Annotated in this window: 15 protein-coding genes; 1 reads left to right on the top strand and 14 read right to left on the bottom strand. The window is 38.0% G+C overall.

From position 1 onward, the window contains the following. Positions 1–265: 265 nt before the first annotated feature. Complete coding sequence (locus VIO64_RS07565; protein ID WP_331916761.1) at positions 266–616, bottom strand: DUF4372 domain-containing protein; 351 nt, start codon at positions 614–616, stop codon at positions 266–268. A 278-nt stretch (positions 617–894) separates the two neighbouring features. Between VIO64_RS07565 and VIO64_RS07560 the strand changes: the two genes are divergently transcribed. Continuing rightward, positions 895–1,146: a DUF6036 family nucleotidyltransferase gene (locus VIO64_RS07560; protein ID WP_331916759.1), complete on the top strand. Its 252-nt coding sequence runs from the start codon at positions 895–897 to the stop codon at positions 1,144–1,146. A gap of 329 nt (positions 1,147–1,475) precedes the next feature. On the opposite strand, the gene VIO64_RS07555 is transcribed toward VIO64_RS07560, so the two are convergent. From VIO64_RS07555 to VIO64_RS07495, 13 genes are all read right to left on the bottom strand, one after another. Then, complete coding sequence (locus VIO64_RS07555) at positions 1,476–2,693, bottom strand: agmatine deiminase family protein (protein WP_331916757.1); 1,218 nt, start codon at positions 2,691–2,693, stop codon at positions 1,476–1,478. A 151-nt stretch (positions 2,694–2,844) separates the two neighbouring features. Then, positions 2,845–5,172, bottom strand: a complete 2,328-nt coding sequence (locus VIO64_RS07550; protein ID WP_331916755.1) for an ATP-dependent Clp protease ATP-binding subunit — start codon at positions 5,170–5,172, stop codon at positions 2,845–2,847. Between the two features lie 342 nt (positions 5,173–5,514). Next, complete coding sequence (locus VIO64_RS07545) at positions 5,515–6,576, bottom strand: inorganic phosphate transporter (protein ID WP_331916753.1); 1,062 nt, start codon at positions 6,574–6,576, stop codon at positions 5,515–5,517. Beyond that, on the bottom strand, positions 6,569–7,192 hold the full coding sequence (locus VIO64_RS07540) for a DUF47 domain-containing protein (protein WP_331916751.1): 624 nt from the start codon (positions 7,190–7,192) through the stop codon (positions 6,569–6,571). Before VIO64_RS07540 ends, VIO64_RS07545 begins: the two co-directional genes overlap by 8 nt. 228 nt (positions 7,193–7,420) lie before the next feature. Beyond that, positions 7,421–10,252, bottom strand: a complete 2,832-nt coding sequence (gene uvrA / locus VIO64_RS07535) for an excinuclease ABC subunit UvrA (protein WP_331916749.1) — start codon at positions 10,250–10,252, stop codon at positions 7,421–7,423. A gap of 95 nt (positions 10,253–10,347) precedes the next feature. Next, a complete protein-coding gene (locus tag VIO64_RS07530) occupies positions 10,348–10,866 on the bottom strand; it encodes a hypothetical protein (RefSeq protein ID WP_331916748.1) in 519 nt (172 codons plus the stop codon). A gap of 441 nt (positions 10,867–11,307) precedes the next feature. Beyond that, complete coding sequence (locus VIO64_RS07525) at positions 11,308–13,233, bottom strand: aconitate hydratase (protein ID WP_331916746.1); 1,926 nt, start codon at positions 13,231–13,233, stop codon at positions 11,308–11,310. Between the two features lie 23 nt (positions 13,234–13,256). Continuing rightward, positions 13,257–14,603: a citrate/2-methylcitrate synthase gene (locus VIO64_RS07520; protein ID WP_331916744.1), complete on the bottom strand. Its 1,347-nt coding sequence runs from the start codon at positions 14,601–14,603 to the stop codon at positions 13,257–13,259. Positions 14,604–14,919: 316 nt separating this feature from the next. Beyond that, a complete protein-coding gene (locus tag VIO64_RS07515) occupies positions 14,920–15,618 on the bottom strand; it encodes a type II CAAX endopeptidase family protein (protein WP_331916742.1) in 699 nt (232 codons plus the stop codon). 4 nt (positions 15,619–15,622) lie between these two features. After that, on the bottom strand, positions 15,623–17,605 hold the full coding sequence (gene uvrB, locus VIO64_RS07510; RefSeq protein WP_331916740.1) for an excinuclease ABC subunit UvrB: 1,983 nt from the start codon (positions 17,603–17,605) through the stop codon (positions 15,623–15,625). 190 nt (positions 17,606–17,795) lie between these two features. After that, a complete protein-coding gene (locus VIO64_RS07505; RefSeq protein ID WP_331916738.1) occupies positions 17,796–19,898 on the bottom strand; it encodes a glycoside hydrolase family 52 protein in 2,103 nt (700 codons plus the stop codon). 35 nt (positions 19,899–19,933) lie between these two features. Beyond that, entirely contained in the window at positions 19,934–21,568 is a 1,635-nt protein-coding gene (locus VIO64_RS07500; RefSeq protein ID WP_331916736.1) for a hypothetical protein, read from the bottom strand. A 171-nt stretch (positions 21,569–21,739) separates the two neighbouring features. Beyond that, entirely contained in the window at positions 21,740–22,804 is a 1,065-nt protein-coding gene (locus VIO64_RS07495; RefSeq protein WP_331916734.1) for a Tad domain-containing protein, read from the bottom strand. Between the last annotated feature and the right edge of the window lie 251 nt (positions 22,805–23,055).

Raw genomic sequence — 23,055 nt, 5'->3', positions numbered from 1 at the left:
CCAACAAAAAGTCAATGTAAATACTTTACTGGTATACCTTGCACCTATAAGAAAATAATGGGTAGTGCAAGAGAAAAAGAGAGTAGCCTCTTAAGGCTGAACACTATAAAATTTAAAAACTTAATACGATTAATCTACTTTATACAACTGCAGAACTGCTTCAAATTCTTGTTTCCAATTAAACTGTTTTCCCCCACATTCTGGAGGAGGCTTCTTATGAGCCAAGTCCTGTTGCAGCTGTGAAAAAGAGTACTTTGAGAATGCCCTAGCTTCCTGGAATTATACTTATAATATTATGCTTTTTAACCTTGGCAAGTGTAGCTTCAAATATCATTTTAAACACATTGGTATCCCTATTAATATTTACACGAGATATTTGTGATGCACTAATGGTTTCTGTATGTTCTTGAAGCTTCTTATCAGCAGTTATTCCATCTTGAATAGCTCTAAGACTTACTTTCTCTGTAAAGTGTGCATACATCATCGTATTAAGTTGCCGAAGAACAGTAAATTTCTTTGTTCCGTGTTCTGCATTGGTCTCCTCAACGGCTTTTTCCAATATGTTCTTAGGCAAAAAGCCTGTTAAAGTTTCGAAAACTGTAGTACAATCAACCATATTGTTAGCTCCTTTGTTAATTATTGTGGCTGCTTGCTGGCGAACCCACTTGACATTAACAAAGGGGCTTTCTTCTTTCTACAGGTAAATATTACAGTTGATTTTTATTAAATTTTTTTATGCAACAACAATGACTTTAAATATATAATTCATTTCTATTGAGGTACATTTATGGCTTGCAATTATGATTGTATGGTGGAGACTCTGAAAAATATGGACGAAGTAGCAAAAGCTCTTGATGTTCCTTCCTTTGAAGTTTATTTCCTTGGAGGGTCTGCATGTATATTAGGCTTGAGGAGTTTAAATACCTTGATATCTATATACTGTCACGTGAAGATATTATAGTCAGTAAGATCATACGAATGGATCCAAAAGATATTGAAGATATAGACAACCTTATGATTGAAAGCGACAAGAAGCTAATTATGACAACTATATGTGAGGTATTGGAAAGGACAGACCTATTTCAGACAAAAAAGGATGCATTCACAAGGAACTTATCCTTATTTAAGGAGAGATATAATGTATAGAGTTTTTTGCGAAAGCTATTAATCCTTTATACATCAATATGATCTTTTATTTTCATAGCAGCTTAGATAGGTATCCTAAATTAAAAGCATTTTTATGGACACTAGAATCAAGAGGTATTAGTGGATTTTTCTATGGAGTTGTTCCATTAGAGGAGCTTGAAGAACAAACAAAGCTTGTAAATATGTTCTTGAACCTACTTTACTGGGATAATTAGACCAATCAGTTTTCCAAATCCTTATGCATAAGCAATAATGATAAAAAAGCAACAGTCGTATACATCAACTGCTGCTTTTTTATCACTATTCTTTCAAATTGCATATTAACTTTCTTAATTTGCAGGCATATGCTGGGTTATGCAATGTATTCCGCCACCCCAAAGGTTGAGGCTCTCAGTGTCTATTCCTATAACCTCACGTCCAGGGTATACTCCCTTTAAAATTTCCTTAACACCATCTTCGGTCTCCTTTAGTGAACTTGAACGTCCCTGCCTCCAGTAAGTCTGCATAACTACCACTCCATTTGATACTGCATAATTCAAATAACTTCGGATAGGCAATCTTCCCGCACTATCCCTTACGTTATAAAGCGTTGGAGGAACAGGAACCCTTATTATTCTGAAGGGCTTCCCGTCCTGGTCGGTAGAATTTTTAAGTATGTTATAGTTTTCTTCCATACGAAGATATGACTCCTTGGAGTAATCATTCAAATACCTGTCCCCTGACTTAACATATGCAAGCAATATAGTGTTGGGACTTGCAAATCTGGCTATTTCATTAATATGCCCGCTGGTTATATTGTCATCCTCTGCAAGTCCTTTCTTGAGCCATATAACTTTTTTTATCCCTAAAACCCTTTTAAACTCATCTTCAATCTGCTGCTTTGCCATGTTGGGATTGCGTCTTAATAAAACCGACTCTGTTAACATTATAGTGCCTCTGCCGTTTGACTCTATGGCACCGCCTTCAGATATCAAGCTTGACTTTATTACAGGAAAACCGTAAATCTTGGCAGTTAGTGCGTCCACTTGATTTTCTACATCAATATAATACTGACTTCCTCCACGACTGTAGTTATTAAACTTGAAATCTACAACCCTTAGCTTATTCTCAACATCCTTTACAAAAATGGGGCCTACGTCCCGTGCCCATATAGACATATGATTTATTACATAGAAGTGCACATTTGTGCCTGTGTACCCGCTTTGCTTCAGCAAATTTCTCCCCTGTACGATTTCATCCACATTACGGGAAGCAATATTTACCCTTATATAAGGTGCAAATGCTTTTATAATTTTAAGCATAACAGGGACTACAGGACGGCTTGCCTGGTTATAAACCTCTGAAGGCCACTGCATCCAAATGGCCTGCTGCTTGTCAAATTCAGCCGGAAACCTGTACTGAGCTGGAATGCTTACGCTTGTATCTTCCTTACTCTGCTCATGTTTTTCATTGTTTTTGCTATTCTCATTAAAGTTCCATATACCACCAGATATCAAAACTATAATACCTGTAAAAACCAGCAATACATTAATTATTCTTCCTTTCATTAGTAACCCTTCCTTTTATGCATTTTTCTATTTAGCGATAAAAGTAGTTTTCCCAAGAAATAACTAAAATATAGTATTTGGTCATAAAAAAGGGACAGATTGATAATTTCCAATCCGTCCCTACTGACTTTTAAGTTATTATAATCAAAGATTAGCAGTCTTTTAGCTTAATCTCGCCCTGCTCTACATCAACACATATTCCGCTTCCTTCTTTAAAAACGCCTTTTAAGAATGCCTCCGCCAGTTCATCTTCAATGTATTTTTGTATTGTCCTCCTAAGTGGCCTTGCACCATATTTAACATCATATCCCTTTTCAAGGATAAAATCCTTAGCTTCATCGCTAACGGTTATTGTCATGTTGTTAGCTCTTACATCCTCTTCAACCTCAATAAGCATCAGGTCTATGATTTTCTTAAGTTCATCCTTGGAGAGCTCGGTAAATACAATGATTTCATCCACCCTGTTTAAAAACTCAGGCCTGAAAGTTTCTTTCAGCACACTTCTTACTTGTACCTCAAGTGCCTTATAACCTTCATTGGAGAAACCGATGCCGTTTGATTTCATATTTGTGCCGGCATTGGATGTCATTATTATTACTGTATTTTCAAAGCTGATCACCTTGCCATGGCTGTCAGTAAGTCTTCCGTCCTCAAGAACCTGAAGCAGCATGTTGAAGACATCAGGGTGAGCCTTCTCGATTTCATCCAGAAGAATTACCGAGTATGGCTTTCTTCTGACCTTTTCCGTTAACTGGCCAGCATCATCATATCCCACATAACCTGGAGGTGCTCCAATGAGCTTTGATACTGTATGTTTTTCCATGTACTCGGACATATCCAGCCTTATCAGTGCTTCCTCACTACCGAAGAGTTCAACTGCAAGAGTCCTTACAAGCTCTGTTTTACCTACACCTGTCGGGCCTATAAAAATAAATGAGGCAGGCTTCCTCTTCTTCCTAAACCCAGCACGGGTCCTTCTAATGGTTTTGGCTATGCTGCTTACAGCTTCATTCTGCCCTATTACTCTGCTGTGAAGTCTTTCTTCAAGGTTCAAAAGCCTTGCAGTCTCAATTTCCGTAAGCTTCTGAACAGGAATTTTTGTCCAGGCCTCAATTACAAATGCAATATCGTCTACAGTAATTTCTACATCCTTATTTTTTTCCTTGATCTCTCTTATATTTTCCAGCAGTTTGCATTCTCTTACCTTCAAATCAGCTGCCTTCTGGTAATCCTCAATAGAATCGGCAGATACAGCGTTTTCCTTTTCTTCCTGGACCTTTTTTAATTCCTCTTTAAGGGCTGTAAGCTCAACCAAACCAACGTTTTTAAGGTTTGCCCGTGAACCGGCTTCATCAATCACGTCAATTGCCTTATCGGGCAGGAACCTTTCAGTTATATATCTTTCCGACAATCTAGCTGCTGCTTCCAGAACAGTATCGGATATTTTTACCATATGATAGTCTTCGTAATAATTCCTTATTCCTTTTAGTATCTCAATTGTCTCTTCAACTGAGGGCTCATCAACAAGAACAGGTTGGAATCTTCTTTCTAAAGCTGAATCCTTTTCTATATGCTTCCTGTATTCCTTAAGGGTTGTAGCTCCAATAACCTGGATTTCGCCTCTTGCCAATGCTGGCTTTAATATATTGGCAGCATTCATGGCACCTTCTGCTTCCCCTGCCCCCATTATATTATGGAGTTCATCAATTACGAGAATGATGTTTCCTAATGATTTCACCTCATCAATAATACCCTTCATACGGCTTTCAAACTGACCTCTGAACTGAGTTCCCGCTACAATTCCTGTCAAGTCAAGGAGATAAACCTCAACATTAAAGAGCTTTGCAGGAACCTGCCTTTCAGCAATCCTGACAGCCAAGCCCTCAGCAATTGCCGTCTTTCCTACTCCAGGTTCACCAATTAGTACAGGATTATTTTTTGTCCTTCTATTAAGAATCTGAACTACCCTGTCAATTTCACGATACCTTCCTATTACTCTGTCCAGTTTATTTTCTTTTGCAAGCTCAGTCAGGTTTGTTCCATATAAATCAAGATATTTCTTTTTCTTTAGGTTCTTCTTTTCCTGAGTTTTTGTTTTTGTATTGTTTTTACTTTCCTTGTCTTCGAATGGCTCTTTCTGATGTTCTTTACCCATGTCTGACCCATCCTCATTTTTGCTGAAAGCCTTGTTTATAAAATTGAAAAAAGGATTTGATTGTCCTGAAGGCTTTTCTTGTGAGTTTTGGAGCGAATTCAAATCGGTAAACTCCATGTTCTCAAAAAGGTTTCCAACCTGTTTATTTAGATTATCAATATCTTCCTCAGTCATTCCTGTTTGATCCAATAGCTGATTTATTGGTTGAACGCCTTGTTTTTTCGCACATGTCAAGCAAAGTCCTTCCTGAACCTGTTTTCCATCTATTAACTTAGTCATGTAGACAACCGCGAAGTTTTCTTTACAAATTGAACACATCATCATTTTAACCATCTCCTATCTACTGCAGCGAAAACACAACATAAAATCGTTTAAATTTTTCCGAATATGTGTTAATTAATAATATATTATGATAAGTATATCACACAATTTGTTTCCGGTCTAATCTATACGCAATTAACTATATTTACATATGATAAATAAAGCAATTTAACTCCAGATACATAAAAAAACCTATGTTATTATCGATAAATCTATATCTTTTGATTACATAGGTCTTTTTTATTATATTGTATATATGAAAATATTGTTTGTATTGTTTTTAAAAGTATGTATTCACAAATAAAATTTTAATATCCCCTTAGAAAATTTATAATTATATAAGTTCTATATGCCTAATACAATCTTACATCCTAATACAATTACTGCCCCCAATATAGCAGTTATAGGTATTGTCAATACCCATGCTCCAAGTATACTTCTTGCCAATGCCCATCTAACGGCAGACAATCTCTTTGCAGCACCAACACCCATTATCGATGTTGAAATTATATGAGTTGTACTGACAGGAGCACCTAATCGTGTCATCGTCTCGATAACGATTGCAGCACCGGTCTCAGCTGCAAACCCATTTATCGGTGCCAGCCTGATCATATTGACTCCCATAGTCTTTATTATTCTCCACCCTCCAAGGGATGTACCTATACCCATTGCTAGTGCACATGCTATAACAACCGGAAGTGTTACATCTTTACTTCCTCCGTTCATGTCTGCAGCAATAAGTGCAAGGGTTATAATACCCATGGATTTCTGTGCATCATTTCCGCCATGAGCAAACGCCATTATACCTGCTGAAGCAATCTGAAGCTTGGAGAATATAGTATTTACAGAGTGTTGTGTGAACTTTCTTAGAATTAAGTATAGGAATTTCATTACCAAAAACCCTAGTAAGAAACCTATGAGAGGTGATGTAAAAAGAGGGATAATTATTTTAAAAAGAATTCCTTTTGCCTGGAAAAAGAAATGGCCCGCCTGTGGTGCCTCATACCACTTTAAAACAGCCATTGAACCGATGTATGCAACAGATGATCCGATCATACCTCCGAATAATGCATGGGATGAACTGCTTGGGATTCCAAAGTACCAAGTAACCAGATTCCATATTATTGCAGCTGCCAGGGATGCTATAACTACATACATAACCCCCTTATCACCGCCGACCACCTTAATCATATCATCATTGATTATTTCCTTGGATACAGTCTTAGCAACCCTAGTGCTTACAAGTGCTCCTGCTATGTTAAGAACTGCTGCCATAAAAATTGCTGTTCTCGGTGATAAAACTCTTGTTGATACTGATGTGGCAATGGAATTCGCTGTATCATGAAAACCATTTATGAAGTCAAAGCTTAATGCAAGAATAACAACTATAATCGCAAGACTAAGCATGTTTCATAACAACCCCTTCTACTATATTTGCCACATCCTCACAAACATCAAGGGTGTTCTCAAGGTAATCATAAATTTCCTTCCACTTAATAACTTCAAGGCAATCCTTTTCCATTAAAAACAATTTGGTTACAGCAGACCTGAATATATCATCTGCTTCATTTTCCAATCTATTAACCTCAATAATCTTTTCTGCTATCTTTTTGCTCTTTTTCATATCTTTCAGTTCAACCATAAGAGCTTTTACTTCTTTAGTACAAGCTGTAATCAATTTAGCAAGCTTCTTTGCATCCTCAGGTATGGACTGCACATTAAACATGTTAAACCTATGTGCTGTTGATTCGATACTGTCGGTAATATTGTCCAATTCCTTTGCAATCAAATTGATGTCTTCTCTGTCGATCGGAGTGATAAATGATCTGTTTAACTGTTGAAGAATCTTGTGTACCTGCTTGTCACATTCATGCTCTGTCTCTTCAATTGCCTTCACCTTGTCTTGAACATTAACATAATTTAACATCAACTGTTCAAGCAGTTCAGCGGCTTTACAAGCATTCTCTGCTGTCGCAACAAAATAATCAAAAAATATTTCCTCTTTTCGCGAAACCCTAAACATAATTATTTCCCTTCTTCCGTAAAAATTAAATCAATTGTTCCTCGTTGATTATATATTATTGTTAAATCCAATACAACAAAACTTAACAGAAATTTAACAATAGAATTACAAAATATTAATATTGACATTTAGTCATTTCCGGGGAATAAAACAAAACACTTCAACCATTAAAATGATCAAAGTGTTCATCTATATTATAAATTAACAATCTATATACTTTAGGACTATTTATTGTGGATTAAGCACTTTTGAAAGGAATTGACCAGTATAAGACTCACTAATCTTAATAATATCCTCGGGAGTGCCTTCCGCCACAATATAACCACCTCTATGCCCCCCCTCAGGCCCAAGATCAATTATATAATCCGCAGTCTTTATGACATCCAGGTTATGTTCGATGACTATAACTGTGTTTCCTGCATCAACAAGCCTTTGGAGTATTTCAATAAGCTTGTGGACATCGGCTATATGGAGTCCTGTGGTAGGTTCATCCAGAATATACATGGTGCTTCCGTTGCTTCTTTTGGATAACTCAGTTGCAAGCTTTATCCTTTGGGCTTCGCCCCCGGATAGTGTAGTAGAAGGTTGTCCAATTTTAATGTATCCCAAGCCTACATCAAATAGAGTCTGCAGCTTTTTTTGAATCCTTGGAATGTTTTTGAAGAATTCGAGGGCATCTTCTACAGTCATATCCAGAATCTCTGCAATGTTTTTACCCTTATACTTTACGTCAAGGGTCTCTCTGTTGTATCTCTTGCCCTTGCAGACCTCACATGGAACATATATATCGGGCAAAAAGTGCATCTCGATCTTTATGATACCATCCCCGCTGCATGCTTCGCATCTACCACCCTTTACATTGAAGCTGAATCGCCCCGTCTTGTAGCCCCTCATCTTTGATTCGGTGGTTTCGCTAAAAACCTCCCTTATAAGATCAAACATTCCGGTATATGTTGCAGGGTTTGATCTTGGTGTTCTGCCTATAGGGGACTGATCTATATCTATTACCTTTTCCAGGTGCTCAAGGCCATTGACATAATCATGATCACCGGGTCTCAGCCTTGCCCTGTTGAGCTCAGAGGCACATTTTTTATATAGTATTTCATTTATAAGTGAGCTTTTACCGGAGCCCGAAACCCCAGTAATACAAGTAAAAACACTGAGTGGAAATTTAACATTTATATTTTTAAGATTGTTTTCTCTTGCACCCACTATTTCTACGTATTTATCGTTGGAAGCCCTGCGTTTTTCAGGCGTTGTAATCTTCCTTCTTCCACTAAGGTACAGCCCAGTCATAGAATCTTCACTATTTTTTATCTCCTCAACAGTCCCCTCGGCAATAATGTTGCCGCCGTGGACTCCTGCACCAGGACCAATGTCAATTATATGATCCGCTGCATACATAGTGTCTTCATCATGCTCTACCACAATTAGAGTATTCCCCATGTCTTTGAGTCGTTTTAATGTCTTAAGAAGCCGTTCGTTGTCTCTCTGGTGAAGACCTATACTTGGCTCGTCCAAAATATACAAAACACCCATAAGGCCTGAACCTATTTGAGTGGCAAGCCTTATTCTCTGTGCTTCACCGCCTGAAAGCGTTCCTGCTGCCCTGGCTAGTGTAAGGTAGTCCAGACCTACATCCACTAAAAAGCCTATCCTTGCATTTATCTCTTTCATTATCTGGTTTGAGATAGCCTTATGCTTATCCGATAGCTCCAGTTCATTGAAAAACTTCTTGGCATCAGATATTGCCATCTTGCTGATATCATTAATGTTTTTATCTCCAACGGTAACAGCCAATGCCTCTTTTTTTAGTCTGGCACCGTGACACTCATGGCACGGATTATTGCTCATGAAGTCTTCATAATACTGCTTCATGGTTTCCGACTGGGTCTCTTTATAACGCCTTTCCATACTTCTGATGATACCTTCAAAAGGAGCCACAAAAGACCCGCTTCCATATTCCCTCGTATAATTTATCTTGATTTTTTCACCCTTGGTGCCGTAAAGTATTATATCTACAATATGGTCCGGGAGATCACAAATAGGCGTATTGAGACTGAACTTGTAATGCTTTGACAAGGCATCTACATACATCCTTGAATAACCGTCCCCATTCTCTACATTCCAGCCTCCGACTCTTATAGCACCATCTGCCATGGACTTTGACCTATCAGGCACAATAAGATCAGGGTCAATCTTTAGTATGGTTCCCAAACCGCTGCATTCAGGACATGCCCCATAGGGTGTGTTAAATGAAAACATCCTAGGCTCAAGCTCTTCTATGCTTATGCCGCAATCACTGCATGCAAAATTCTGGCTGAAAAGGATTTCTTCCTTACCAATCACATCAACAAGCAAAATTCCTCCAGCCAGATGTAGGACAGTCTCAACAGACTCAGACAGTCTTTTTTGAATATCTGGTCTAACTACAAGCCTGTCAACAACTACTTCAATAGTATGCTTTTTATTCTTGTCCATTTTGATCTCTTCATTAAGATCCTTGACCTCTCCATCTATCCTTACCCTAACAAAACCGCTCTTCTTAGCATCCTCAATAAGCTTGTGATACTCTCCCTTCCTCCCCCTGACCACAGGAGCCAAAAGCTGAATCCTTGTTCCCTCTTCAAAGGACATTATATGGTCTACCATCTGATCCACTGTCTGTTGGGAAATTTCCTTACCGCACTTCGGACAGTGAGGTACACCTATCCTTGCATATAGAAGCCTTAGATAATCATGTATTTCTGTAACGGTACCAACAGTTGATCTTGGATTTCTGCTGGTAGTCTTCTGATCTATGGATATGGCAGGAGATAGTCCGTCAATGTAATCAACATCTGGCTTTTCCATCTGTCCAAGAAACTGCCTTGCATAGGAAGAAAGGGATTCCACATACCGCCTCTGCCCTTCTGCATATATGGTATCAAAAGCCAGTGAAGACTTTCCCGAACCGCTGATTCCGGTTATAACAACAAACTTATCCCTAGGAATAACAACATCTATATTCTTCAAATTGTGTTCTCTGGCACCTTTTATAAATATTTTATCTCTTAACATATATTCACCTCAACATTTCCGGCAATAAATAATCAATATAATAAGTGTGTTAATAATCTAATATATTATATCAGATGTACAAAAAATTGCAAACATCAGTTCGTGATTTCGTTGAATTTATCAACCATATCCTTTGTTTCCCAAACGCTTTTAAGAATGCCGTCATATAGATTTAAAGATATGTATGCACCATAGTTACCCACAGGATTTTCCAAAAACTTATCCGGTGTTAAATCAAACCTCGTCGTTCTCATTTTATACTTTGAATCTTTTATGCACTGTGACAGATCATAATACTTGTCATGGAAAAGCCTGCAGATTTTATAATAGTCAAAAAAAGGCCATTTGGATCTTGTAAGCTCCAAATTGTGTAAAACAATCCTGTACTCCTTTGCAAAGCTTGAGCTAAAGCTACTGTCAATTTTTGAGGTGATATTACCAGTTATGTGATAAAGATCTTTCGGATCGTCTTTTCTAAATAAATTTTTATTTTCATCATAAAAATTTATAACTGACCTTAGAACACTTAAAGACATGAGGCTGTCGAAAATTTCTATATTATTTGAGAGCAGGAGATTATGCTCCGCCTTCCAAATGTCTTTGTATTTTTTCACTCCCTGAAGGTAGCTCCCGCTCAGAAACAGTTTCTTAATTTCAGCAAGTTCCAGCCTAAAAAGACTAATATGGTTTTCATTATGGCACAACTGGGTTTCTGGGTTTTCCCGCGGTGCTAACTGCTCATAGCTAAAAACGTCGTGATTATACCTGTATTTAAAATATTTATCCGGAATGGAAAATGGAGATGCCTTAAGAATGTCAAAAATTTCTTTTCTATCCTGCTCTGTATCTATAAGGACTTTTGCAACCTCTTTATGGGCATAATCAAATTTCTTTAGTGCTTTACTAAATTGAGAATTATCAGGACCTTTTTAATCTGACGATTTTTTGCCCCTTTATTTCAATATTATCTTAATCACACCACAATTTCTCACGACATGAAAAAGCCTGCAGGTGCCCTTTTTGAACATTACTGCAGGTTTTTTTCATTCATCCTTTTATTTTTTTACGCTTTCCTTAATCCATGGAAGCTTTCCGCCCACCTTCAAAATTTCCGCATCCAGATCTGATAATGTGTGGTTTAGCTCTATTTCAAATCCCTTTGTAACATTCTTAAGCTTTACATCACCCTTTAGGTCTCCAATGGCAATCTCTATCTTATCGTTTAATTCAATCCTGTCATAGTCAGCAGGATCTTTAAATGTCAACGGTACAATCCCGAAGTTAACCAGGTTTGCAAGGTGAATTCTTGCAAAGGACTTAACAATAACAGCTTTTATTCCAAGGTATTTTGGTGCTAACGCTGCATGTTCACGGCTTGAGCCCTGACCATAATTTTCACCGCCGATTATGAATCCTCCGCTGCTTTCTAACGCTCTCTTGTAAAAACTTTCATCAACCGCTTCAAAAACATGCTTGGATATCTCGGGAATATTGCTTCTTAACGGCAGAATTTTTGCACCTGCAGGCATAATATGGTCAGTAGTTATATTGTCACCCACCTTTAAAAGTGCAGAACCTTCCAAAACATCCGGAAGCTTATCAAAGGTTGGAAGAGGTTTTATATTAGGACCTCTAACAATTTCCACCTTAATTGCATCCTCTTGAGGTAGTGGCTTTAATGTCATATTATCATTAATAAAGAATTTTTCAGGCATCTTAATCTTTGGACATTCCCCTAAATCCCTCGGGTCTGTAATCTTTCCCGTAATTGCCGCAGCAACAGCAACTTCAGGGCTTGCAAGATATACAGCAGCATCTTTTGTGCCGCTTCTTCCTTCAAAGTTTCTGTTGAAGGTACGAACAGATACTCCTGCCGAACAAGGTGCAGAGCCCATACCTATACAAGGTCCGCAGGAATTTTCCAGCATACGTACACCTGCCTGCACAAGGTATTTCATTTCTCCGCTATCTACAAGATGCTCTACCACCTGACGGGATCCAGGACTAACCATCATACTGACATTTTCGTTTATGGTCTTTCCATTTAATGCGTTTGCAACCATCTTTAAATCTCTTAAAGAGGAGTTGGTGCATGATCCTACAGCCACCTGATCCACCTTTATTCCCTGAACTTCACTTACCTTCTTAACGTTGCCTGGGCTGTGAGGTAAAGCAATCATCGGTTCTAAAGTGTTTAAGTCAATATCGATTATTTCATCATACTGTGCATCATCGGAAGGAATAAGCTCTAACCATTGGTCTCCGCGTCCCTGTGCTTCAAGGAAAGCCTTGGTAACATCATCACTTGGGAATATGCTTGTGGTACATCCTGTTTCTGTTCCCATATTTGTTATGGTTGCACGGTCGGGTACTGAAAGAGTACTAACACCTGGTCCAAAATATTCCAAAACCTTTCCTACGCCGCCTTTAACATCAATTCTTCTTAAAACCTCAAGTATTACATCCTTTGCAGAGACCCAGTCTGTAAGCTGACCTGTAAGTCTAACCCCAACAACCTTCGGGAATTTGATTCTGAAAGGTGCTCCAGCCATAGCAGCAGCAACGTCCAATCCTCCTGCACCCATTGCAAAACTTCCAATCCCCCCTGCTGTAGGTGTATGACTATCTGAACCGATCAGGGTTTTCCCCGGACGTGCAAAACGCTCAAGGAACAATTGGTGACAAATGCCGTTTCCAGGTTTGGAAAAGTATAGTCCATACCGTTTTGCGACAGACTGAAGATAGAGATGATCATCCGCGTTCTTAAAATCTGTCTGAAGTGTATTATGATCAACAAAGCTTACGCTTAATTCTGTTTGCACTCTATCCATTCCGATGGCCTCAAACTGCAGATATGCCATAGTCCCGGTTGCATCCTGAGTCAAAGTATTATCTATTGTAATGGCGATTTCATTTCCAATGCCAAACTCACCTTCAACCAGATGCTGCTTCAATATTTTTTCAGTAATTGTTCCTTTCATTTCATGACCTCCAAATCAAGATTTTATCTGTCCTTCATAGGCTTATAAGCAACCTTTCCGAGCACATTTTTATATGCCGGACGTATAATTCTTCCCCCATTTATAATTTCCTCCAGGAGATGGGCACTCCATCCTGCAATTCTTGATATTGCAAATAGAGGCGTATACAGTTCATGAGGAATTCCCAAAGATTTGTATACAAAACCCGAATAGAAATCTACATTTGCACTAACTACTTTATCAGATCTTTTCACCCTTGCAAATACCTCTGGAGAAAGTTTTTCAATAAGTGTAAAGAGATTGTATTCTTCCTCATTGCCTGTTTCCTTAGCAAGCTCCTCTGCTTTCTTTTTAAGTACTATTCCGCGGGGATCGGACAGGGTATAAACTGCATGACCCACACCATAAATAAGACCTGATCTGTCATTTGCTTCCTTATTCAGTATCTTAACAAGATAATCGCTGACTTCGCCTTCATCACTCCATTTTTTAACATTAGCCTTTATATCTTCCATCATTTGCATAACCTTAATGTTTGCTCCACCATGCTTAGGACCTTTTAAGGAACCGATTGCGGCAGCAATAGCTGAATATGTATCTGTTCCGCTTGATGAAACAACACGGGTTGCAAAGGTTGAATTGTTGCCTCCGCCATGCTCTGCATGAAGTACAAGTAGAAGGTCTAAAATTTCAACTTCTGACCTTGTGTATTTGCAATCAGGACGTATCATATGTAAAATATTCTCCGCAGTACTCATATCCTCTTTAGGGCTGTGGAGAAATAAACTGTTACCGTCATGGTAATGACTCTTTGCCTGGTAGCCATAGGCAGCCATAGCCGGAAATCTGGCAATGAGGTCAATGCACTGTCTCAAAGTATTTTCAACGCTTGTATCGTCAGGATTGGGGTCGTAGGAATAAGAAGCCAGTACTGCCCTTGCAAGCTTGTTCATAATATCTTTGCTGGGTGCTTTTAAAATCATATCCTCGGTAAAAGCACGGGGCAACTTTCTTCTTGAACCTAATAAAGCTGAAAATGTATCAAGTTCTTCCTTTGTTGGAAGCTCTCCGAATAGCAATAAATAAACACATTCCTCAAAACCCAGACGCTTTTCATCCTGGAATCCTTTTACCAAATCAAATATATCTACTCCACGGTATCTAAGTCTTCCTTCTACAGGAACCTTTTCATTCTCATCCATTATGTAAGCATGGACATCCCCAACTTCTGTCAGCCCTACTAAAACTCCTGTACCATCATTATTTCTCAAACCGCGTTTTACATTATACTTGGTAAACATTTCGGATTCAATGTTATTATTCTCCTTTATCAATTCAGAATAACTGCTGTATAAGCTTTCAACATTCATAGTTATTTACTCCTTTTCAAATTTAATTTATATAAATCTTTTTAAATATTATATTGTTTAATATTTAAAGAAATCTGATCTCTCTGACTTGAGATTTAAAATATATTGATTTTATTATATATACTTGTCTTGGAAAAGTTTTATGTATCAAAAGTGATTATTCAAAATGTATCTTTGTATTATTGTATACAATTATACATCCTGCGTCAAGAAAAAAATTCCTTGGTTTAGTTTACGCCACACTCCCTTACACAATAAAAAATGCTTCAACTCTACCAATTGTAACTGGAAGTTGAAGCATTTAGCCACCATGGGTTTAGAAATTTATCCCAATAACCGCCACCATAAAATTGTTTGCACCGTGAATAATAATGGAAGTCCATAGTGAGCCAGTCTTTTTATATGCATAACCGAATAATATGCCCAGTGCCATTACCGGTATAACTTTCATAATTGTGATGCCGCCCTCGTTTATAATCCATATTGGAAAATGAATTGTAACAAACAGTATTGCAACTAAAATATTTGCTCCCCAAAACTCTATGAATTCCTCAATTTTATTAAGAAGAAACCCCCTGAAGACTATTTCCTCAGTCAGACATGTTACCAATACAACATTTATAATTTTATCCAAGTCAAAATCCATGTTTAAAGAACTCTTTCCATAGAGGAACATTTTTCCCAAGTTTATACCTATAAGGGCTCCACCTATTACAAGTCCCCAGACAATGCCCATTAGTGCACGGCTGTTAAGTTTCAGATAAGATAAGGGCTTATTGCCATCAATATATATTATGTACATAAATACCGGAACGGCCCAAATAAAAACCTTAATAAGACCGTTTAATAAAATGCCCGGGGGGCCCGCATATTCTTCATACACCATAGGTGACAAAACACTTCTGTGAAGAGTCCAGGCCCCATAAAAAATAAGAAAGTAAATCAATAAATAGTGAACCTTGTGTGCCTTAATAAACGAAGTTACACCTTTTGACCAACCACTTTTGCTATCCATAATGTCAATTCTCCATCCTGTCTTTAAGTTCCATAATTTTATCCCTTAACTCAGCGGCTCTCTCAAATTGCAAATTAACCGCCGCTTCTTTCATTTCCTTTGAAAGTTTGTTTATAAGAGCCTGTATTTGTTCTTTTGTTGATGTTTCTTCATCACGGCTGATTCCATACTCTGCTCCCTCTTCTGCCGCTTTTGTAGCTTCTATTACATTCCTTACAGCCTTCCTGATTGTTGTGGGGGTTATGCCATGCTGCTCATTGTATTCCATTTGAAGCTTTCTTCTTCTATTGGTCTCATTCAATGCCTTGCTCATGGAATCTGTTATTCTATCGGCGTACATAATGACTTTGCCTTCAGCATTTCTTGCTGCCCTACCGATAGTCTGGATCAATGAGGTTTCCGATCTTAGGAACCCTTCCTTATCAGCATCCAATATAGCTACCAGTGAAACCTCAGGCAGATCAAGACCTTCCCTTAAGAGATTGATACCTACAAGCACGTCAAAAACTCCAAGCCTCAAATCCCTTATAATTTCCATTCTTTCAAGGGTATCTACGTCTGAATGCAGATATCTCACCTTAAAATCCAGTTCCTTAAGATAATCGGTAAGGTCTTCAGCCATCTTTTTTGTCAATGTGGTTACAAGCACCCTTTGATCCTTTTTAACCCTCTCGCTTATTTCGCCTATCAAGTTGTCTATCTGCCCTTTAATAGGATTTATTATTACTTCAGGATCAATAAGACCTGTTGGCCTTATAATCTGCTCAACAACCTGTAAAGAGTGCTCCTTTTCATATTTTGCAGGGGTGGCACTTACATATATGGCCTGATTTACCCTCTTCTCATATTCCTGAAACTTAAGCGGTCTGTTGTCAAAAGCAGAAGGAAGTCTGAAGCCATACTCTACAAGTGCTTCTTTTCTAGACCTGTCCCCGTTGTACATTGCCCCAATTTGGGGGATGGAGACATGGGATTCATCTATCACCAGCAGGTAGTCATCAGGAAAATAATCCATCAGTGTGTATGGAGCACTTCCAGGAGCACGTCCACTGATATGCCTTGAGTAGTTTTCAATTCCCTGACAGAAACCAACCTCCTGAAGCATCTCAAGGTCATACCTCGTCCTTTGCTCAAGCCTGTGTGCTTCCAGTATTTTGCCCTGACTTTTAAGATCCTTCAGTCTTAAATCCAACTCTTCCTCAATACTGCCCAGAGCCTTTTCCATCTTTTCTCTAGTTGTTGCATAGTGTGATGCTGGGAAAATAGAAACATGTGAACGAGTTCCCTTGATCTCACCTGTAAGCGAATGAATTTCAGTAATCTTCTCTATTTCATCACCAAAAAACTCAACCCTGATTACGTTTTCAGATGACGATGCAGGAAATATCTCCAACACATCTCCTTTAGCCCTAAATTTGCTTCTCTTAAAGTCTATTTCGTTTCTTTCATACTGAAGGTCTACAAGCTTTCTTATTACCTCATCCCTGTCTTTTCTCATGCCAGGCCTTAAGGAAAGCATAAGATCTGTATAATCCTCAGGGTCTCCAAGGCCGTAAATACAGGATACACTTGCTACAATAATAACATCTCTTCTTTCAAAGAGTGCTGCTGTCGCGGAGTGCCGCAATTTATCTATTTCATCGTTTATTGATGAGTCCTTCTCAATATAGGTATCAGTTGATGGAATATAAGCTTCCGGCTGATAATAGTCATAGTAGCTTACAAAATATTCAACTGCGTTATCAGGAAAAAACTCCTTGAATTCACTGCACAACTGGGCAGCCAAAGTTTTATTATGTGCTATTACCAAAGTTGGCTTTTGCACCTTTTCAATAACATTTGCAATTGTATATGTTTTTCCCGAACCAGTAACGCCTAAAAGCGTCTGATGCTTATATCCCTTTACCAACCCATTTCCTAAAAGCTCAATAGCTTTGGGCTGATCCCCGCGTGGTACATATTCGGATTTTATCTTGAATTCCGACATTGCCTGTTAATCCTTTCCATTAATTACTTTTACCATATCCACACAATATTCCCCAAATTACCTGTGGATAATGTTGATAAGTATGTGTACAACTTTATTTATCTTAATATCTCTGTTGATAACTTTGTCAGTAAATCTTCCAAGTGAAATTTTTCAGCAGTCTTATTACATTTTTTTACGCCAAAAGCTATTATTTTTTATAAAGCCAGAGTATGTTTGTCACACCTCTTGGATAATATTTGCTGCCTATTGCTTCCCCTAATATAAACTGATCACTGAAGCACCAATATGCATTCTCTCCCCTTAAGAGCCACGACTTATGCACTTCATCCGCATCCTTTGAAAAGCTGTCTGCGTCAATATCCAATATATCACTTATTATAAACTTGCATAAATAAATTTTACTAGGCCAGGAGTTATTACTGGTTGATGATATCTTCCAGCCACCATCTTCAAAAATACATATCCCAGGCTTCATAACAGCTTTTATATGTTTCTTTAGCAGCTTTATATAATCACCATAAGGACCATTCTCGGAAACTACATCTTTCAAACCAGCAATATATGGAAAAATCAAGCCTTCCACTGCCGGAATAATTGCTGCTTCTATTCCTTCTCCAATTATAGCAGGAATATAATCTTTTTTGTCACTATTTTTAATTATTGTATCAACACATTTTCTTGCCTGAGCTTTTGCTAATTCTGCAAAATCCATCATGCCTCTTTCATTGAAAAGGCTGTCAAAAAGCACATACAATGCCCAGCACTTACCCGCCATATATACATTATTCCTCGCCTGCCCTAATGATGCATCCAAACTGTCATAGGTTGTTATTTCAGCTCCGCCCATGGTTCTAGAGCTGTCAAGGCTCATTATACCATCCCTTTCGCCTGCATCAGGTGCATCCCTGTTAACCATGCTCTGGAAGCAGGACTTAAGCAAATCTATATTTTTATCCATCCATTTAAGGTCATTTGTGGCGTTATAATAACCAAAGGCACAACAGCACCAGTTTACCAGCTCTTCGTGGGTCATGTGCGAGAAGCATCCTGTTTTCCCGTACATTTCGTATGAAGAGTAACCCGGTCTGGAGAAATTGTTTATTACCCCCATATCATGAGTAAAACTTATCCCCCCTGGAAATTCCTTATTATCATTAGGAAATCTTAAAGTATCTTCATATGAATACCTTTCAGAAAACATATCAAGTACGTTTCTTACAGTCCATGGATTCATTCTAAGCTCATAAAACAGCATATCCACAGTGAGATCCAAAGTGTTCATCATTCTGTATTCACCCTCATTTACTACCCACAAGGGCTTACCGTTATAACAGAGAAACTCTGTGCTGGCATAATAGCTTCTTGCAGCTTGGCACAGCATAAATTTTTTAGCATCCGGTAAATTATAGCCTTCAATAAGCTTTTCATCCTCTTTACATGCATCAACCAAATCATTAAAATTATTCATGGTAAATTCCGCTACATCCTCCAGATTCCTAAAGAACTTTGTATAATAATAAGCTGCATCTATGCCTGTAGTAACAATTCCATCCCTATAAAAGCATATAGCCACCGGAAATGTAACCTTTTGCCCAGGAGGTATATCCAAAATGAGTGCTCCACAATTGCCAAGGGTCATGGTCCAATTTTCAACAAGTTGGTTTCCCAATATATCCTCCATACTGAAGCCATTAGCAACCCTTACATTTTCCCCTTTTGAAACTATCGCCGTATTTCGTCCCTCTCCTACCCCGCATATTTGTCCATCATTTATATAAATCTTTCTCATTCCTGAATTCGGTATGCTGGCTTTATACCCTATAAAAACCCTTCGCCAATTTTTATTTCCAGTATTATCAACAGTAACCTCAGCAAAAACTGCAGGCACAATTGCTTTTTTCATTTCCATATCAATGCTCTTTTCAGGATCTGGAACCGACCTTATAGGGGAATATATTTTAAACTCAAGGTCCCCTGCATTCCATGTATCTGTTGCAAGATTAAATTGCCTTGTAACGCAGTTCTTGTCAAACCATACCAAAACACTGGGCTTATCACCCTGTTCCAACTTCTCTATATCAAACCTTTTGCTTTCGTCCTCAGAATAATCAAAAAAAGGAAGTGCTTCATAGTATTTGCCATCAGCAGTCTGCAGTCCTATAAAAACATTCTGGTCTGCAGGTTTGCCAAGCTCCATGCCAAGCCCTCCCTTTGCTCCTGGATAACCTAGGGTAAAGCTTGAAAAAGCTCCTATAGGCGAATGATCTGCGTTAAAAAATATTTCTTTCATTATTAAGCCTCCTTGTTATTTTTGATTTGTTAATGCTATAAATTATTAGCTTCCAAAGCCCAATCAGAGTATTCAATTTCACCCCATATCCTGGTTCCTTCTCCCATCCACGTGCCTGTTTCAGAATTGTACACAGAAGGTCCCTGTGGTGAATCCCAATAGTTGTACTGTGCAATCATCTGGATTTGAGTATTATTATAAACAGCATATAGCCGATTCCGATAAAAATTGCTTAGGGAAATATTTCCACCCTCCATGGAGTCTGTGTAAACCCCAACATCCAAATTGGTAAAGTTTGTAAGAATCACACTTAAATGCCCTCTGGATATTATACCAAATTTACAGTTTTCTATCTCACTTTGAGCCATGTATAATGTTCCTGTTTCATTTACAATAATACCTGCTCCATCAATATTTTTCACCTTACAGTCGGTTAGGTTAATAAACCCATCACTGTAGAGTGCACTCTGACCAGGCACTTGATCTTTTCCAGGTTCAGTTGGTGTGGGTGTTGGCATCGGAGTTTGTGTTAGTGTTGGTGTTAGAGTTTGTGCTGATGTTGGTGTTGGTGTTGGTGTTGATGTTGATGTTGGTGTTGATGTTGATGTTGGTGTTGGCGTTTTTGTTGGCTTGCTTGTCGGTGTATGGCTAGGCTTTGGTGTCGGAGTTGGTTTTATACACCCTTTAGTGAAGTTTATATAATATTTTGCTTTATCTCCCTGATCTTTAGCACATATACTATCCAGCTCCATGAAAACGTCTATAAAGCTTATTAATTCAAATATGTATTTGGAATAATAATTTGAGGAATAGCATGTGCTTGTTGGCTTGCATATTGGTGTGGGTTTTCTACTCTTTGTGCATATTGGTGTACATTTTGGTGTGCATTTTGGCGTGGAAGCTGGAGTGTTTGTCCAAGTTGGCATTTTGGTTGAAGTTGGTGTAATTGTTGATGTTGGAGTATTTGTCGAAGTTGGAGTATTTGTCCAGGTTGGAGTGTTTGTATAAGTTGGTGTATTAGTCAAAGTTGGTGTTGGAATAATTTCCCCCAAGAGATAACAATCGCGGATTTCTACATTAACGCCATTAAAAGTTCCTGTATTATTAACCTTTATGCCTTCCAACAAAGAGCTTTCTACCAACGAATCATTCAGCTGCAGCTGCCCCGATACAATTATGGGGGATTTCCCGTTTCTAAATGTTATTCCTATGCCATCAAAGGACCCACCCTCTGCAATTAATATGCTGTCCCAATAGTCCTCGGTCTTTAGTGTGCTCCCATCATTTTTATCGGCATAAGATGAAAAAACTATATGGTTATCAATTCCACCTGTGTTAGCAAACACATTTCCAAAAATTGTTATTTTCGCATTAGGTTTAAGCTTTATTATTGTACCCTTTGCAATATTTAGACTGACATTTTGTTCAATAATCAATTCTTCCTCTATCACATATGGGCCGTTCTCCTTTGTCCATGTTTCATCCTGTGTTATTGACACATGGCTTAAAACATTGTCCTTAATCGCTTGGTTAGCTTTTTCTTCTACATAGGCTTCAACCTGTAGTACATCCGCAAAACTTATACTACCACTGGATTGAGTAATGCATTGCAGTAAAAAAGCAAATAAAACAACAAAATTGCCCACGTACTTCGCCTTGTTACCATTCATAACAATCGCCTCCTGAGTTATTAAACAATTCCATTTACTTTTAATATACATTTGCGGTGTAGAATACACTATAACTTCCTAGACATAAAAAATTATGCTTGATATAAATATCAAGCATAATGATAATGATGTAGCTATATTATACAATATATTTTCTTTTATTCCAAGTTTTTAATGAACAAGTCTTGCACCTTTTGAAGGTATCCCTCCCATGTTGGCATCCGCTCCATCAACAGTCAGGTGGCTTCCGTTAAACACCAGTGTTTTACCTATTACCCTGCCCATTATGGTCTGATTTGATCCATTCATTGTAATACTTCCGTTAGGAGCATACACAATACCGTTTAGATTTATATTGGAACCGTTAATGGTTATATTTCCATTTTTAGAATAAAAACACACCGAATCCTTTGTTGAGTCATACAGATTACTACCGTTAAAGGTTATATTGCCTGTTACCAAAATACAGCCCTTTCCTTTGAAATGACTGCCGTTCACTGTTAAATCTCCGTCAACATATATTGGCTCATCTACATTTAAATGAGAACCCGAAAACTCTTTATTTGAACTGTAATATCTTCCGCTTTTCTCAGCCTGTACTCTTATAGCCTCTGAAAAATCAGGCATATCTACATAGGGAGCATTAGAAACCTTTTTATTAATTTCCATTTGACTACCATTTACAACAACTCTCTTTACCGCTTCACAGTCTCCCGTTATAGTTTGCTTGGATCCATTTGCTATAAAACCTGCATTTGTATGGGAATTTCCATTAACGTACATTTGAGACCCGTTGATAATAAGGTTAGTGGCGGTGCTACCCGAGAACAAAACATAATCCAGTGCCTGGCCTATGTTTCCTGTCAATGCCGTTGCACTGCATTTGGTACTTTTCCCCTTTAACCCTAGAAAACGGGCAAATAAATAATTAATATTCTTGTTGCCCTCTATCAACAGCTCTGTGCTGTCATCAGAAAAGGTAACTTTAACATCATCTATTGTAAATCCGTTTTTTGTTATGTAATCATCAACAACATCCTTTGCCTTGTCTCTGTTCGGCAATTCTTGAACTGCTGCTAAAGCTGCGGAATCCACTGCATTTTGCAGCTTCTGCCTGCCAATCGCCACATTACCTATATCAACAACAACCGCACTCATGCCAAGAACAACAGTAAGTGCAATAGAAAATATAATTACAGAGACACCTTTTTTGCTTTTTAAAAATTTAATATTCATATCTCTTTTCACACCCTTATATATGACTTCATATAACTTCCCTTTTTTTACCCATAATTCAATCTTACCAGATATGCAGCATTTCATTAATAATTCATTGCTATCATTTATTAACCATGTAAGTACTATCTTTTTATAGTCCATAATCCCTATTTATGAATTTCAGAATCGCTCCCAGTGCATAAATATAATTAGAGTTAATTTAGTTGTATATAAATGAATATAATTAAACTTGACAGAATTTATACTTG

The organism is Pseudobacteroides sp. (genome assembly GCF_036567765.1).
GTDB lineage: Bacteria > Bacillota > Clostridia > Acetivibrionales > DSM-2933 > Pseudobacteroides.
The sequence above is the reverse complement of the archived record's forward strand: the minus strand, read 5'-3'. Positions and strand labels throughout refer to the sequence as shown.